11 protein-coding genes are annotated in these 15,709 nt (G+C 34.2%); 5 read left to right on the top strand and 6 right to left on the bottom strand.

Annotation, left to right across the window (positions count from 1 at the left end):
• Window positions 1–40: 40 nt before the first annotated feature.
• The gene (locus tag CXF59_RS05065) at window positions 41–1,126 is read right to left on the bottom strand and encodes an L-dopachrome tautomerase-related protein (RefSeq protein ID WP_101136709.1); all 1,086 of its coding nucleotides are present in this window, start codon (window positions 1,124–1,126) and stop codon (window positions 41–43) included.
• Window positions 1,127–1,174: 48 nt separating this feature from the next.
• A complete protein-coding gene (locus CXF59_RS05070; protein WP_101136711.1) occupies window positions 1,175–1,687 on the bottom strand; it encodes a VOC family protein in 513 nt (170 codons plus the stop codon).
• Between the two features lie 120 nt (window positions 1,688–1,807).
• Here CXF59_RS05070 and CXF59_RS05075 point away from each other — a divergent pair, with 120 nt between their 5' ends.
• Complete coding sequence (locus tag CXF59_RS05075) at window positions 1,808–2,119, top strand: helix-turn-helix domain-containing protein (protein WP_101136713.1); 312 nt, start codon at window positions 1,808–1,810, stop codon at window positions 2,117–2,119.
• Window positions 2,120–2,275: 156 nt separating this feature from the next.
• Here the strand turns inward: CXF59_RS05075 and CXF59_RS05080 are convergent, their stop codons facing one another.
• The 4 genes from CXF59_RS05080 to CXF59_RS05095 all read right to left on the bottom strand — a co-directional run bounded on the left by CXF59_RS05080 (window position 2,276) and on the right by CXF59_RS05095 (window position 8,164).
• Window positions 2,276–3,124, bottom strand: coding sequence for a DUF6671 family protein (locus CXF59_RS05080; RefSeq protein WP_101136776.1), 849 nt, complete (start codon window positions 3,122–3,124; stop codon window positions 2,276–2,278).
• 284 nt (window positions 3,125–3,408) lie between these two features.
• Window positions 3,409–4,761: a dihydroorotase gene (locus CXF59_RS05085; RefSeq protein WP_101136715.1), complete on the bottom strand. Its 1,353-nt coding sequence runs from the start codon at window positions 4,759–4,761 to the stop codon at window positions 3,409–3,411.
• Between the two features lie 750 nt (window positions 4,762–5,511).
• Window positions 5,512–6,690, bottom strand: coding sequence for an ATP-grasp domain-containing protein (locus tag CXF59_RS05090; RefSeq protein WP_101136717.1), 1,179 nt, complete (start codon window positions 6,688–6,690; stop codon window positions 5,512–5,514).
• 16 nt (window positions 6,691–6,706) lie between these two features.
• Window positions 6,707–8,164 (bottom strand): M28 family peptidase, encoded by a 1,458-nt coding sequence (locus tag CXF59_RS05095; RefSeq protein ID WP_101136719.1) that lies wholly within the window; start codon window positions 8,162–8,164, stop codon window positions 6,707–6,709.
• A 1,542-nt stretch (window positions 8,165–9,706) separates the two neighbouring features.
• Between CXF59_RS05095 and CXF59_RS15675 the strand changes: the two genes are divergently transcribed.
• From CXF59_RS15675 to CXF59_RS05120, 4 genes are all read left to right on the top strand, one after another.
• Window positions 9,707–10,009, top strand: a complete 303-nt coding sequence (locus CXF59_RS15675; protein WP_369828531.1) for a hypothetical protein — start codon at window positions 9,707–9,709, stop codon at window positions 10,007–10,009.
• A 746-nt stretch (window positions 10,010–10,755) separates the two neighbouring features.
• On the top strand, window positions 10,756–11,598 hold the full coding sequence (locus CXF59_RS05110) for a universal stress protein (protein ID WP_101136725.1): 843 nt from the start codon (window positions 10,756–10,758) through the stop codon (window positions 11,596–11,598).
• Between the two features lie 380 nt (window positions 11,599–11,978).
• The gene (locus tag CXF59_RS05115) at window positions 11,979–12,929 is read left to right on the top strand and encodes a calcium/sodium antiporter (protein ID WP_101136727.1); all 951 of its coding nucleotides are present in this window, start codon (window positions 11,979–11,981) and stop codon (window positions 12,927–12,929) included.
• Window positions 12,930–12,949: 20 nt separating this feature from the next.
• Entirely contained in the window at window positions 12,950–15,526 is a 2,577-nt protein-coding gene (locus CXF59_RS05120; RefSeq protein WP_101136728.1) for a calcium-translocating P-type ATPase, PMCA-type, read from the top strand.
• Window positions 15,527–15,709 lie beyond the last annotated feature (183 nt).

Raw genomic sequence — 15,709 nt, forward strand, 5'->3', positions numbered from 1 at the left:
TAGAAAAATGGCCTAGCAGTTAAGTCAATTTGCGCTTCCTTTAATTGTTAGCTAATTTTATTTTATTCAAAGTAAAAGTCATATTTGAAATATCAGCTGTAACTTCATTAATTCTCGAGTTGGTGAAATACAAGTAGTTGTTATAGATACTAAACGTGTCAGCCCATCTGATTTTTTCACCTTCCACTAGGGTGTGAATACTGCCATCTTGTTTGCGGTACATAATTTTGTTATTTTCTAAATCAGCAAAATATAAAGTACCATTTTCGTCGAATATCATTCCATCAGGAGCTGCAGTTTTCGCTACTAATTTAACTGATTTTTCTACTTCCGTATTAGTTGAATTTGCCAACCCTTTAGTGGGTACAGAATATAAACTGTAGCCTGTTAGTGCATGAAAGTAGAGTAAGTCATTTTTGGTGTCTAACGCAATTCCGTCAGAGTTAATAGTGTTCTCCCATTTTTTGTTGTCGAAAGTTAAATAGGATTGCTCTGCTTTTGTGGAAAAATGATTGTCTAAAACTCTAGTAGATTTTCCCGAAGTCATATCCAGTATGATTAAACCAGCTCTGCCAGAATCAGTGCAATAAATTTTATTGTTTTTTGCATCAACGCGTAAATCGTTAATATAAGAATTAGAGTAGTAACTATCTTTTTGTAATGTATAGGTTTTCTCTAATTTGTCGTTACTTAGATTAAAGACAAAAAGGCGAGGTGCGTCTAAAACGGCACCAAATAATGGACTGCGTGTGTCTAATACATACAGTTTGTTTTCAAAAGCCACTACAGATTGAACACCAATAAATTTTTGATCTTCAACTGCGCTACCAATTTCCCAGGAATTCCATTCTTCATCGGGGTAGGCTAATTTTTGATTGTCTTTAGTGATTTCGACCACTGAGTTTTCAACTCCTTTTCTCCATCGAGGAAAGTTCACAAAAATTCGTTCTGTCGAAGTCACAGTAACACCAGTAACTTGCTGTCCGGTAAATTCAGCAACTTGTTGTACTTGTTTTGTAATACTGTCTCCTTGTTTTAAGACTTCAGTGTTCATTGTCTTGTTGGTCGCCTCTTTACAATAAACAACCGCTATAAAAAGGGAGAGTAGGTAAATACTTTTTTTCATTTTAGTTGGGTTTTAATTGTCCAATAGAGCTTATTGAACCTTATTCATTTATTTTGTGTAGGCTCCTGAAGAATAGGTTAGCTCATAACTGTGTGTGTATATTTCGAAAACAATTCCGAAGGGATCCTCTACGTAGCACATTTTAAAAGGCTTCTCATTTGGATAATATTCCCGAATAGGCATTCGCTGTTTTCCGCCATAAGATACTATTTTAGCGATGAGGTCTTCAATGTTTGGATCTTGGATACAAAAATGAAAAAGACCCGTATTGAAAGGATTGAATTCAGGCGCTTCCTTAACTCCGTGTGGAAATGAAAATAGTTCTATTCCTATACCGTCTGAAGTGGCTAAATGCGCAATTTCAAATTCTTCCCAATCTTCTCCAAAAACGTCAATACACATTTGGCCAATAGCTGTTTCCTTTTCTTTTTTTACTATGGATGGTTCCATAATAATGTACCAACCCATTACCTCCGAGTAGAAGGTAACCGCTTCTTTTATATTAGGCACTGTGATTCCGATATGAGAAAATGCTTTTGGATAATTTGTCTTAGTTGTCATGTGTTATTGTCTTAGATTACAAAATTAGATTATATTTGTTTTAATAGCAAGTACGCACTATAAAGTGTTATACATACTAAAAAGAGTAAAATATACATTATCAATTGATTAATATTAAAAATGAGCGAAAAAAATTATTGTCCTCTCAATTATACAATGAGTTTAATAGGGACTAAATGGAAACCCTTAATTTTATTTCACTTATTAGATGGCGGTTTACGTTCTGGATTATTACAAAATAAAATCTCCGGTATTTCAAATAAGATGTTTACCCAAACAGTAAGAGAATTAGAAAAAGACGGTCTAATTTCTAGAAAAATTTTCCCTGTGGTTCCTCCCAAAGTGGAATACAAATTGACGGAGAGAGGAAGATCGCTTGAAAATATTTTAAGAAGTTTGGATATGTGGGGTGTTGCAGATAATCAGAATTAATCGAAGGAGGTTGTTTGATTTAGTTATAAACTAAAGTAAGTAGAGTGACGTAGTATTATGAGGTTTATATAATTTTTTTCAAAAAGTAGTCTATAAATAAGAGAAACAAGAATTATGTTTTTAAGCTTGGCTACGTCATGAAAGCTCTTAAAGAGTTTATGGATTGCAATAGTCACAGTACATCGGGTCTTCGGTTGTTTTTTTATGTGGATGCATTTCTTCTTTGGTGTATTGACAATCTTGGCATGTATAAATGAAGCTTAAAGTTGAATTGGTGGCCGAACCACATAAGCTACATTTTAAGCCTCTTTTAGCGTCTGTAATTCCAAAACCTGGAATAGTACATTGAGGACAACAAGAATTTATCTTAGCAACCAGTTTTTTAGTTGCGTTTTGAATTACAGTCATCCGGCTAGGATTGTACATGGCACGCATATCTGTTTCAACATAAATTTGGTTAAACTTTTCATGTAACAAATGAAAAGCGTTTTTTAGATCTTTTAGGTTTGTAATACCTTTGATTATAGTACTATTTTCTGATTTTGATTTACGAAGGATTAATCCGTGGGAAGGGAACTGTACGAGTTCAGCAAAGTCCAATAGTTCTTGTTCATTCGTAATTTCACTTCCGTTAAAATTGGTTTCCATACTTAGTTCTCGGACTATTATTTCCAAGTTGTTTTTTGTATCGATAAATATTAAAAACTCATCATCTGCACTTGCAATAAATATGGAAGGGTGAGAGCCAAAAGAACCTTCACTTGCTACACCTAAATCGCAGTTGCTTAGTTTCATTGCCAAAAGGCATTTTTGCCTCGCAGTTGCTATCGGGTCTAGTTCTCGCTCAATTTCTCCTGTAAAAGTGCCTAATAGGTCTGTGTCAAAATTTTCATTAACAAAGCAGATTACTCCAAGGCTTTTTTCTAGTAAAGGAGCAATTACTTTTTCCTTTTCGTGCTTAGTAGCGATTAAGAGTCTTCTGTTTGTAAATAATAGGGTACTCATATAATTTGGGGTGATTATGATATTTTGTGGCTCTTTGTAATCTATCATTAACTGATTTTCCTAACTCAAAATCTTGGAATTCACTTATTATCTTTTGTAATTGACAAGTGAATTGAATATTTCTTATTTAAGGATGAAACAATAGCCTTTCTTATATCTGAAGTATTTTGCGAATTGCTTTTGCATGGTCAATATTTTCTGTTAATCACTAAAGGGTATCTATTGGTATTGCTGTTAGATTTATGTTATTTAAGATTTCGATTGCTTTTGAAATAATAGACATTTTAGACTTCTTTATTATCAAAGTCTATTGCCATTCCGAAGGTGCCTTCATGGAATTGTCCGTGGTCGTAAACCAGTTTTCCGTTTACAAAAGTCTGTATTACTTTGGTATTAAAAGTGGTACCTTCTAATGGTGACCAACCACATTTGTACAAGAGGTTTTCCTTAGCAACTGTCCATTGGCTATTGAAGTCCACCAAGGTCAAGTCTGCGAAATAGCCTTCTCGGATAAATCCTCTGTTGGTCATACGATAGAGTATAGCAGGATTATGGCACATTTTTTCAACTATTTTTTCTAATGAAATGAGTTCTTGTTTACAAAACTCTAACATGCAATTGAGCGAGTGCTGCACCATTGGGGCACCTGACATAGATTGAAAATAAGATTTTTGCTTTTCCTCCAAAGTATGAGGTGCGTGGTCAGTGGTGATGATGTCAATTCGATCGTCAAGTAGTGCCTTTAACAAGCCTTCTTTGTCTTGTTCCGTTTTTATCGCAGGATTCCACTTGATAAGCATCCCTAATCTGTCATAATCTTTGTCTGAAAACCAAAGATGATGCACCGAAACTTCGGTTGTTATTTTTTTCTCTTGTAGCGGTACGTCATTCTGAAACAGATGAGTTTCTGCTTCTGTAGTTAAGTGTAGAATATGTAATCGGGCGTTGTGTTTTTTAGCCAAATCAATCGCACGTTTTGTAGCTTCGTAACAGCCTTTGGTACTTCTAATAATTGGATGATATTTAGCTGGAACATCTTCACCATATTGCTCTCTAAAAGCCTGTTCGTTTACTTCTATTATTTCTTCTTTTTCGGAATGAATGGCAATAATGGATTTGCAGTTAGCAAATAATTTCTCCATTGTTTCTGGATTATCAGCAAGTAGGTTTCCTTTTTTGGTAAAGTACAAGCCGTCATCAGAAACCCCAATAAATTGACTGGTATCGGTTTTTATAATTTCATCAATATTGTCTCCATTTACCCCCATGAAGAACGAATAGTTAGCTAAGGACTTTTTTGATGCAATAGCGTACTTTTCTTTTAGGCTTTCTAAGGTCAAAATATTCGGAATCGTATTTGGCATATCTATAAAAGAAGTCACTCCACCTGCTATAGCAGCTTTACTTTCTGTGTATAAATCACCTTTGTGTGTAAGCCCGGGGTCTCTAAAATGAACTTGTCCGTCAATAATTCCAGGTAATAAGTACTTACCGGTTCCGTCAATCACGTTATACGTAGAATCAATTTCAATAGTACCTATCTGGCGAATAACTCCGTCCGCTATTAGCACATCTGCAATAAATGATGTTCCTTCATTTACAATCGTTGTATTTTTAATTAGAATTCTTTGATTCATGGTTTGTTGTTTGTCTTTGGGTTGTGGTGAGCAGTTTTTTTGACTGAATGAGGATAGGAATTAAAACAATAATGTGTAAAATAGTCCGCTGGTTCGACAGCGATTTTAGGGGCTGTGTTTTTTACTAGCATTTTATTATCTTCTTTTACGATATCTAATAGAATCCAATCATTATTTTAAGCTTCAAATCTATTTGTACCAGTAATAAAACAATACCTAATGGGGTGTAGCTGCATAAAATGATTTCTCATGGGGCACCCACTATCTCGGGATTTATTTCATCACTTTTTGCGACTGTTGTTTTTGTCTTTTGTTTTTTATCTGACAAAACTATGAATCTTAATTCATGGTTTTTTATATATATTTATAATGTAAAACATAAATTATATTTATGAATAATGACTTAAATCAACTTCGGATGGTAATGGAAATTGTGAAAACACATAGCACTTCATAGTCTTCGGAAGCGTTGCACTTAACATGGACTGCTACTTGTATTGAGCTAAATAATTTTCAAGACCAGTTTGAGATTACACAATGATGTGGTTGGTCGAGAGATTACAGCAGTAGCAGAACATATACCAGTCAAGTGTATGCCATTAATTACAAAACGATGGAATATAAAGGGCAATTGACTGGTAGTTTAAACAGGGAAATATATAATGTCTTATTTTCTTTCTGATTTTATAAAGGAAAACAAGGACATTGAGTTAATAATTGATCTAGCTAATAAAAAAAGTTTTTTGAGCGTTACAATTTTCCTTGTTTTGGCACTATATATTTTCTTAAATCAGAGGTCAGAATATCAGTTAATTCTTTTGTATTGCTGGCAGCAGTTTCAATAAAAGCAAATCCAAATACCGGATATTTATTTATATCTAATTCTCTAATTAATATCGGTTTTTCAAAATCTTTAGCAAGATCGGAATAGTTAAATCTTAAAATATCCGAAGGGATTATTCCCGAATTATTATCTAAAATAATGACACTAAATATTTTATTCTCTTTTCCTTTAAATATAGTATCCCAGTCCGGTTTTTTGTTTTCACAAAAGCATTTGTATTCATTAAATCCTAAAGTGACTCCCATAAGGTCAGCCGTAGTGCAAAATCCACCGAAGCGTAAAGGGTTTACTTCGATAGGGGTGATTTTCCCATTTTCATCTATGCGGACTTCTGCATGAGCCGGGAAATTTTTTAAATGTAACTCTTTACCAATTTTACTTAAAAAATATTCAAGATCAATTTTATACTTTTCAATAATTGCTTTGGATGTTGAATAAACTCGATCACTTGTATCTGTTCCGGAAGAGAAGAGGTGATGTAAAACGTTTAACAAAACAGCATCTCCATTATTGTCGTAATAATAATCGATTGCATATTCTTCTCCTCGAATAAATTCTTCGATAATAAAATTACTTGTGTTTAATACATTTTCAGGAAATATACTTTTAAGTTTATCAGGTTGTAACTCATTTTTAGCTTTTATCCAGTCTTTTTCATTTTCTACGATATGAACTCCTATACTAAAGAAACCAACAGCAGGTTTAATCACAAATGGGTAACGTATTTCATTATTAGACAATCGTTGGATTTCTTCAATACGTATTTGCTTGAAATAAAAGTCGGGAAATAACTCTTTTATAAGTTCTCTAAACTTTACTTTATTTTTTAAAACTTGTAATTGACTTGATAATTCACTTTCTCCATAGTTTTGATCGATCCAAGATAATGCGTTCTCTGAATTGCTATAAAGAGAAACTTGTGGATTGTTTTTTAATAAACTGATTGCTTCCTCTTCGGCTATCCATGCCAAAGCATCATCTTTCACCAATTCTTTGGCTGCTTTGGTTGCAATTATTTTATAATTATTCTCTTTTATTGTTTCGATAAGGAAATCAGAAACAAATGGCTTGTCTATTAAGAACATAATAGTTAGTTATTTTTTATTTTTTTATTTCAGTAGTTAAAGCAGGACGTTCGGCACTTTGAGCAACTCTCCATCCGGTTTCATAGATCCACTTTGTCATCTTAGTCAGTTTTAGATAGTCAATTTTATCTGGGCTATCGAAAGGAGTATGGTAGTCAGGGTGCAATAAGGTGGTAAAAAAGATTGCCGGTACATTAGCTTGAGCATAGGGAAGATGATCGCTTCGGCCGTACCAATTCTCTGGGTGATCTGCAGCATCCCAGGAAGTATCTACTTTGAAGTTGGCAATACTTTTATTAGCAGCTAAAGTGATAGCTACTAGCTCAGAAGAATTAAGATGAGGTTCTGTTGCGCCTAATAGCGCCGCAGAATCAGGTGCATTGCGTCCTATCATATCGCCATTTAAAACAGCAGTTATGGAAGACAGTTCAACGGTGGGATGGCTAACAAAATAGCGAGAACCCAATAATCCCCTTTCCTCAGATCCGTGCCAAACAAATAAAGCCGATCGCTTAGCGGGTTGTGTACTCCACGCACTCCCTATTGCAAGCATCGCTACCGTAACTGATGCGTTATCATCAGCACCGTTCCAGATAGGATCACCGTTAACAGCAGGTCCTACTCCGTCATGGTCCTGGTGACCGCTAAATAACACATATTCCTCTTTCAGTTTAGGATCAGTTCCATCAACCTTTGCAATAACATTTACAGAAGGGTAGTCAAAATTCTCTACCTTCAAATTAGTTTTTAAATAAGCGCCTTGTTTTGAAAATGTATTCTTTAACTGCTTACTTGCCAAGATAATTGGTACCGTAGCTGCAGTAGCTGATTTGCCATCTTCAATTCCATAACTTCCTTCTTCATAATGAAATCCCGTAAATGAAATAAGCGATTCTACAGTATCATCAGCAACAAAAATGATAGCTGCAACACCATGGCTGAGGAGTTCTCTTCCCTTCTGACCCATAGCAGAAGCGGTATAACGATATTGCCAGAGGCTCACCCAGCTTGGAGTAATGGGAGTAGGTGGCATAATATTCATAGCTACAATTTTGCCTTTCAGATCGACAGTATTGTCCGGCATTTTATCCAACCAAACTACGGATCCTTCTAGGGTAGTGTCAACCAAATTAGTTGGCCAAATCTCTTCCCAAAGATCAAGTGCTTTACCATTTACACTAACAGTACTAGTAGTGGCTACACGGCTGCGTTTGAGATTAAAGAACTGGAAATAGGTTCCATCTTCGCCTGCAGGTTTAAGGCCAGCTTCACGGGCCTTTTGAGCCACCCAAACAGAAGCTCGCATTTCGCCAAGTTCTCCTCCTCTTCTTCCCCGAAAGGCGTCACCAGCGAGTTCATATAAATCATCTTTTAGATCTTGCTGCTTGATTTTATCTAATTGAGGTGCTGTGCTTTGCGCAAAAAGCGAAGTAGAAATAAATAATATCAAAAGAAGAAATTGTTTGGGTTTCATAAGATTTATTTTTAAAAAATTGAAAAATTTACTATCGTTAAGGATCTATAATTATTGTTAGGCTGTCTGTAATCGTTATTGAATAGTATAGCCTTGCCAAATATATAAATAATCCTTTTAGTACAAATCATCACAATAACTTTTTATTTGCGGAGTGCTTTTGGTACTTAACTTGGTGTGAGTTTTATTACTATTGCGCTTTAATAATTCCTGAATATCACGCAAATCAGTTTCGTTTACTAAGAAATGTGTGGCATAGCGATTCTATTTAGGACTCTATTTTGTAGTCTAGTTCATTAACCGTTTGTGAGGAGAATTAACGTCGTCGTTTATACTTATACTATCGCTTGTTAGTAATAAATTTAATTCAGGATTCATTTGTTTGATTTCATATTTGATTATGCACAACGTCCCCGCGGCTTTGCTCGGGTTTTGGGATTAAATTCAGCTTTATCTTTCGGTTAAATACTTTTAATTCAAGTACAAAACCATAATTAAATTAAGCCGAATACCTAAATCTGGCAAAACCTCTGTTAGCCGTTCAGTTTTTCTTTTTCGGTTTTTTTTCTTTTTTGTATGAATGATATAATTAATATTATTGGAAGAATCGAAAATATTAATGGCATATATATTTTTTTTTCTTCTATTTCATCATTTACGCAATTCACATCAATGTAATTTTTTCCTTTTCCAACAATTCCAACAATACTTTTTTTAGCCGTAGTTTTTCTTATCGGGAATATAGCGAAGAGACTGACCGCATTTTTGGCGAAAGGGACGCCCAGATGATTTAAAATTTAAAGTTCTTGATTTTAGATAAAAAAATGCTTTTGAAACCGTTATTAAAGTGGAATTCCCAAATGGTAATTAATTTTTTAATTGATCTGATTCTATGGTTTTCTTCCTGAAATGTAATTGAATTTTGGTTGTCATCCCAATCGCTTTCGAGACGCTTTTTTATTTTATTTGTAGAAAAACATTTATTTGATGCTGGTTTCAAATTAACCTATTTTTGCCCGCCGAACAATCGGTAAAAAAATGGTATTATGAAGTTTGATTTATTATATCATTATTATTTAATAAGATACTGATTATAAGCACTTTATATAAGTTAAAAAGTTTAAGTGTAAAGTAGGTGTGAAGCAAATTGACTAACACATCTTTAATATTATTAATAAAACGGCTTAACGTTTTAAAGTTAAGCCGTTTTAAAACTTTATAAAATGGAAAAGAAAACATACATGAAATTTGCCTTCATTGCATTTTGGGTTGGATTAATTATTGGAGTAATAACTTATTTAAGATGTGTAAGCAGTAGAAAAAAGTATTATTGTACAAAATTAATTAATTGTTAACAATCATTCAAAAAATTGACATTCTCTACAGCTTGTTGGCTACAGAATGTTGAAACTTGAAGCCAAAAAAATAATAAAGGCAAAACCGGGGATTAAACTTGATTTTAATGCCATCGCCCAGGGATACTAGGTATATGTCCTGTCCACTTTTCTTGGCAGCAAAGTAGTAGCTAATTATATAGTTGAACTGGGTGGAGGGCTCAAAGCAAAAGGAAAAAAAGAAAATGAAAATTGGAAAGGCGGTATTGATAATCCAGATGAGAAAGAAAACTCAGAAAGAAAATTGGAAGCCAAAATAAACTATAACGACAAAGCCCTCGCTACCTCCGGAAAACCTGCCTTCTTTTTTTACCAATATCTTGATTGCAATACCGGCAATGGTAAATGCCAAAAGAATAATTGCGATGATAATGGTTTTTATATTTTAGATGTCCTGTCAAAATTAAATATGCTCATTTTTTACTTTTTATGCAATTTAGCATTTTTTTAAATACTAAAAATATTAAAAAAAATGATAATTCTGTGCTTTCGGCCTTGTCTACAATCTAGTTTATTTCTGGATTTTTTAAATATCAAGTGTGATGAATATAGTAGAAAAAAAATAGGTTTTGGAGAAACTAATCGAATACAAAAGTACAACTCCTTTTTAGTTTTTTTTTATCTGGACCATCAATAATTTGACTTTCAACATGCAATAATCTGTATTTAAATGGCATTCTCATTTATATCCGAAACAAAATTTCAAAGCCTATTTTCGTTTAAACTGTTTGCGCTAGAAGACGCCTTTTTTGAAATGGCTGACCGCCTATTAATTATACCATGAAGATACCCTTTTTTCTTGAGTCATACAAAATCTTAAAATCGTGTGAGTTGAATAATTTCACAAAATCATTTAAATCTATTTTTGTTCGACAAAACTAGCAATAAATTAGATCTAAAAAATATAAATAGCATATAATCAAGTAAATAAGTCGTATATTCGAATGACAAGTTTCTATTTAAAAATAATCAAAAGGTTCGGCTTACTAAATCACAAATAACCTTAATGTCTCAACAAGACTATTCTTTTTTAAATAAAATTTATATGAGATGCAAAACCGAAAGGATAGTAAATTAGTAAAAAAAAATAACTAAACTATAGGATTTAGCACTCGATGAAAAAAAAATGTTAATCATAACCCTGTTATGGTGAAAAGTGTATTTATGAAATAGTAATCCGATAATTAAAAAACCATTATGACTTTGATAAAAACGATACTTGTTCCAACTGATTTTTCGATTCCAGCCGATTATGCTATTCGTTATGCTGTAAACCTCGCCTCACTTTTTGATGCCTCAATTATTTTATATCATACCTTTATTCCTTTTGAAAGTGGTTTTTACCCACTTGCTCAAAGTGATAAGGAAAATCTAGAAATGGAAAAAAAATTAACTAATCGAATTGCTAAAATCAGAGATGTTATTTTAAAGTCTAGTAAAGACATTTCCATCTCCGTTTATGTTGACCGTGGTCCGATAACCATCAAATTGGCTGAATTTTGCAAGAAAAAGAAAATTGACTTAATCGTAATGGGAACACAAGGAGCTAGTAGTATAAAAGAAATATTGATAGGAAGTTTTACCGCTGAGGTAATGACTAAAGCCCCATGTCCTGTTCTAGCTATTCCCAATGAATACAAATTTAAAATGCCTAAACAAATCACCTACGCAACAAACTATGGTAAAAAGGATAAAAAAGTTATCCAATACATATTGGAACTAAACAATCTCTTTAAATCAAAACTCAACATCCTACATATCGATGATAAAAAAAATATTTCCACTGCAGAAGAAGAACTAGGAAAGTACAAAAAAACAATTGAGTTGCAATATAACGAAATTCCCTTCTCCTATCATCATGTTCTTGGAAAGGATATCTCAAAAGCGCTTTTAGATCAAATAATGGTTGATAAAACGGATATCTTGGTACTGAATCCCGTAAAAAGAAAAGGAATATGGCAACATGTATTTCATAAAAGCGTAACAAAAAAAACGGCCTGTCACATTTTAATTCCATTACTTACTATCCCAGCCAAATAATTTTATGAAATTAAAAAGTAAGATATGCTATTACCACGTAATCAAATAAGAATTGAAATCACCATCATTCCTATATGCTACAACAGTAATTATTGTAACTGGAATCCGGCGCTCAAAGAAAGATGGTATAATGACTGATAATCTGAACTAGGGAAAGATTTTCATGGGTATTATTCTTTTGTAATGCGTAACTGCTATGTTCGTATTATTAAAGAGAATTAATTAATAACCGATTCTGGATGCACTTGTCATTACTGTTGTCTTTATGGTGGGAAATTGCCCTTTATAAATAATTATTAATGCCATTGGCTACAAAGAACAATAGTTAACCATAAAACAAAATTTTCAAGATAATTTTGCAATCGTAAAATAAAATTCAAATGATACACGGATTTATTTTCATATTAGGGTTAATTGGATTGTGGGTAGGAACTAAATGGGTTGTTAAAAGTGCCATTGGCATAGCCAATCGCTTTAATCTTTCACATGCTTTTGTAGGACTTGCAATTTTATCTATTGGAACAGATTTGCCGGAAGTTTTTATTTCAATTGACGCAGCACTTATGCAGCTAAAAGGAATTGAATCCTCGGGAATCATTACTGGAAATTCTATAGGGAGTTCCATAAGTCAAATAAGTATTGTTCTTGGTTTATCTGGTTTGTTTTTAAATTTAACTACTACTAAAAAGGAATTGATTCGCAACAGCATTGCATTAATATCCTCTATGTTACTATTGTTTGCCATTTCATTTGACGGCGATATTTCAAGAAATGATGGATTTATATTACTAACTTCATACTTAATTCATTATGTAGTCTTATGGAAAACTGCCTCTAAGAATTCTAAAAGAAATATGGTGATACAACATTATAAACCAATAATGTTGGCTGTATTCCTTGTGTTTGGTTTTGCTTTGCTTATTATATCATCTCATTTTGTAGTTACCAAAGCAATGTATTTTGCTGATAAATGGGGAGTTGCACAATCATTTATCGGGATTGTGATTATTGGCCTGGGTACAAGTCTACCAGAACTATCAGTATCCATTGGCGCAATTTTGAGAAAATCACCTGGTATGTCTTTTGGAAATATTATTGGGAGTAATATTTTTGATATCCTTGTGCCAATTGGTATCGCAGGGTCAATCACTAAAATTTCGATGGAAGATAATTTGCTAAACTTCGATTTGCCTTTTTTGTTTGTGATAACATTATTGGTGTTGCTCTTTCTAGCAAGCAAAAGGGGAATATCCAGAATTGAAGCGGTAATTCTTATAATTATCTATTTACTGTATGTGCTTGCAAAGTTGTTCGTTTTTGAAGGTAAATGATGATATAAAAAATTATAGAGATGAATTGGCACTTGCTTCCACTTTCTGAAATATCCGGGCTTTTAAATACAAGCCCGTCGGGCCTTGACGACATAATTGCTTCGCAACGCTTGATTGAATATGGGAAAAATCAGATAAAAGACAAAAAAAAGAAGACTATTCTACAAATGCTACTTCAACAGCTGGGGGATTTCATGATCCTTATTCTTATCGCGGCAGCTGCCATCTCAGGAATTATTGGAGATGTAACTGACACTATAATAATTCTCTCCATAATTATTATTAATACTATTATGGGATTTATGCAAGAGTATCGAGCAGAAAAAGCGATGGAAGCCTTGAAAAAGATGTCCTCAAACTGTGCCCTTGTTTTACGTGGTGGCAATACCATTGAAATTCCTGCATCAAAATTGGTACCCGGAGATGTTATTTTGCTTGAAACTGGAAATATTGTCCCTGCTGATGTTCGCTTCATAGAAACCAACCAAATGAAAATGGATGAGTCGGCACTCACTGGCGAATCAAACAATGTCCAAAAAAATAGTGACAAACTTCCCATGGCAGAGTACAACCTTGGAGACCGGATAAATATGGGATTCAAGGGAACTTTTGTCACAAACGGTCGCGGCACTGCCTACGTAACGGCTACCGGAATGAACACCGAATTAGGCAAGATTGCTAAAATGATTCAAACTGATGAAATGGCGACCCCCTTGCAAAAGAGATTAACCGCTTTCGGGAAACGATTATCAGTTGTTATTCTCATCATCTGCGTCATGATTTTTGTTTTTGGCTGGTTACGTGGTGAAGCTCTTTTAGAGATGATATTAATCTCCATATCATTGGCAGTTGCAGCTATTCCAGAAGCATTGCCAGCATTAGTAACTATTGCACTTGCATTTGGCGCCAAACGGTTAGCTAAAAACAACGCCATTATACGCAAACTTCCTGCCGTTGAAACCCTTGGTTCGGTCAATTACATTTGCTCGGATAAAACAGGGACGCTTACGATGAATAAAATGACTGTACAGGAAATTTATGAAGCTCCAAGGATAAGTACAAAATCATTTTTTTTCCAAAATGAAGATTTGCTTCAAATGATGGCTTTGAATAATAATGTTTCGCATAGTAAAGATGGAAAGTGGCTGGGCGACTCTACTGAAGTAGCGCTGGCTCAATATGCTTTCAATAAGAATAATAAAAAAATTGAACTAGAGAAAAAATTCTCAAGAATAGCAGAATTGCCGTTTGACTCAAAAAGAAAGTGCATGACTACTTTGCATCAAACCGAAAACGGCATAATTTCTATTACCAAAGGTGCAGTAGATATATTGTTACACAAGTTAGTCGATAATCAAAAACCATTTATTGCTGAATTTGAATCGACAGTAAATGAAATGGCCGAGAAAGGCTATCGAGTGATCGGATATGCTTCAAGAAAACTCGATACTTTGCATTACCCACTGAATGTAGATGAAATAGAATCGTCATTAACTTTGATCGGTTTTGCAGGAATGATAGATCCACCAAGGGAGGAAGCCAAACAGGCGGTTACCGAGTGTAAACAAGCGGGAATTATTCCAATAATGATTACGGGAGACCACAAACTAACCGCAAAGTCCATTGCAAAACAACTGGGAATACTCACTTCGATGGAGGATTTAGTCTTAGACGGTTCAGAACTTGCTACTTTATCAGAAAAAGAGTTTGCGACTATTGTTGAAAAGGTTCGCGTCTACGCAAGAGTAGATCCTGAACAGAAATTAAAAATTATTAAAGCTCTGCAAAGTAATGGCCAATTTGTAGCTATGACTGGTGATGGTGTAAATGACGCTCCCGCTCTTAAAAATGCCGATATCGGCATAGCTATGGGCATTAACGGAACCGAAGTTTCCAAAGAAGCGTCGCACATGATACTACTTGACGATAATTTTGCCACCATAGTCGTTGCAGTTAAATACGGACGGAGAATATTTGACAATATTTTGAAATTTATCAAGTATATACTGACTGGGAATTCAGGTGAAATATGGGCGGTTTTACTTGCTCCACTTTTCGGATTGCCAATTCCTTTGCTAGCGATACACATTCTCTGGATAAATCTTGTCACGGATGGTTTACCAGGATTAGCACTTGCATCTGAACCTGCCGAAGCAAATATTATGAAGCGACCTCCAAGAAATCCGAAGCAAAGTGTTTTTGCTGATGGCATGGCATTGCACATTTTATGGGTCGGTTTTTTAATGGGAGCAGTAACTCTTGGAATGCAGGCCTGGGCTATAGAAAGCGGAGTTTCTCATTGGCAAACAATGGCCTTTACAGTTCTGTGCTTCAGTCAGATGGGACACGTAATGGCGATTCGCTCAGAGCGGGAATCCCTTTTTAAGATCGGAGTCTTTTCTAATAAGGCGCTTTTGGGTGCTTTACTTCTTACCGTTGCCCTTCAAATGATGATTATTTACACTCCTTTTTTTAATGTCATTTTCAAAACCCAGCCACTCACTGTTTTTGAATTAATAATAACAATTCTCGCATCAAGTATCGTTTTCTGTGCAGTAGAAATAGAAAAATGGATGACTCGAAGGAATAAAAAGTAGCACTAAATTAATATCTCACGAAAGAAAAGAAAACGTCCTGAACGTTGTTTTTTTTGTGTTTTGTAAAAAAAATTGTCGTATTGTAGAGTAGATAAATGTTACAAGTAAATTATCTACGATAACACCTTTTTTATTGTGATTAAAGTCTGTAAGAAGTTTTTCTCCTTTTTCCGTATAGTGGAT

The organism is Flavobacterium sp. ALD4, assembly GCF_002836475.1.
In the GTDB taxonomy this organism is placed as follows: Bacteria; Bacteroidota; Bacteroidia; order Flavobacteriales; family Flavobacteriaceae; genus Flavobacterium.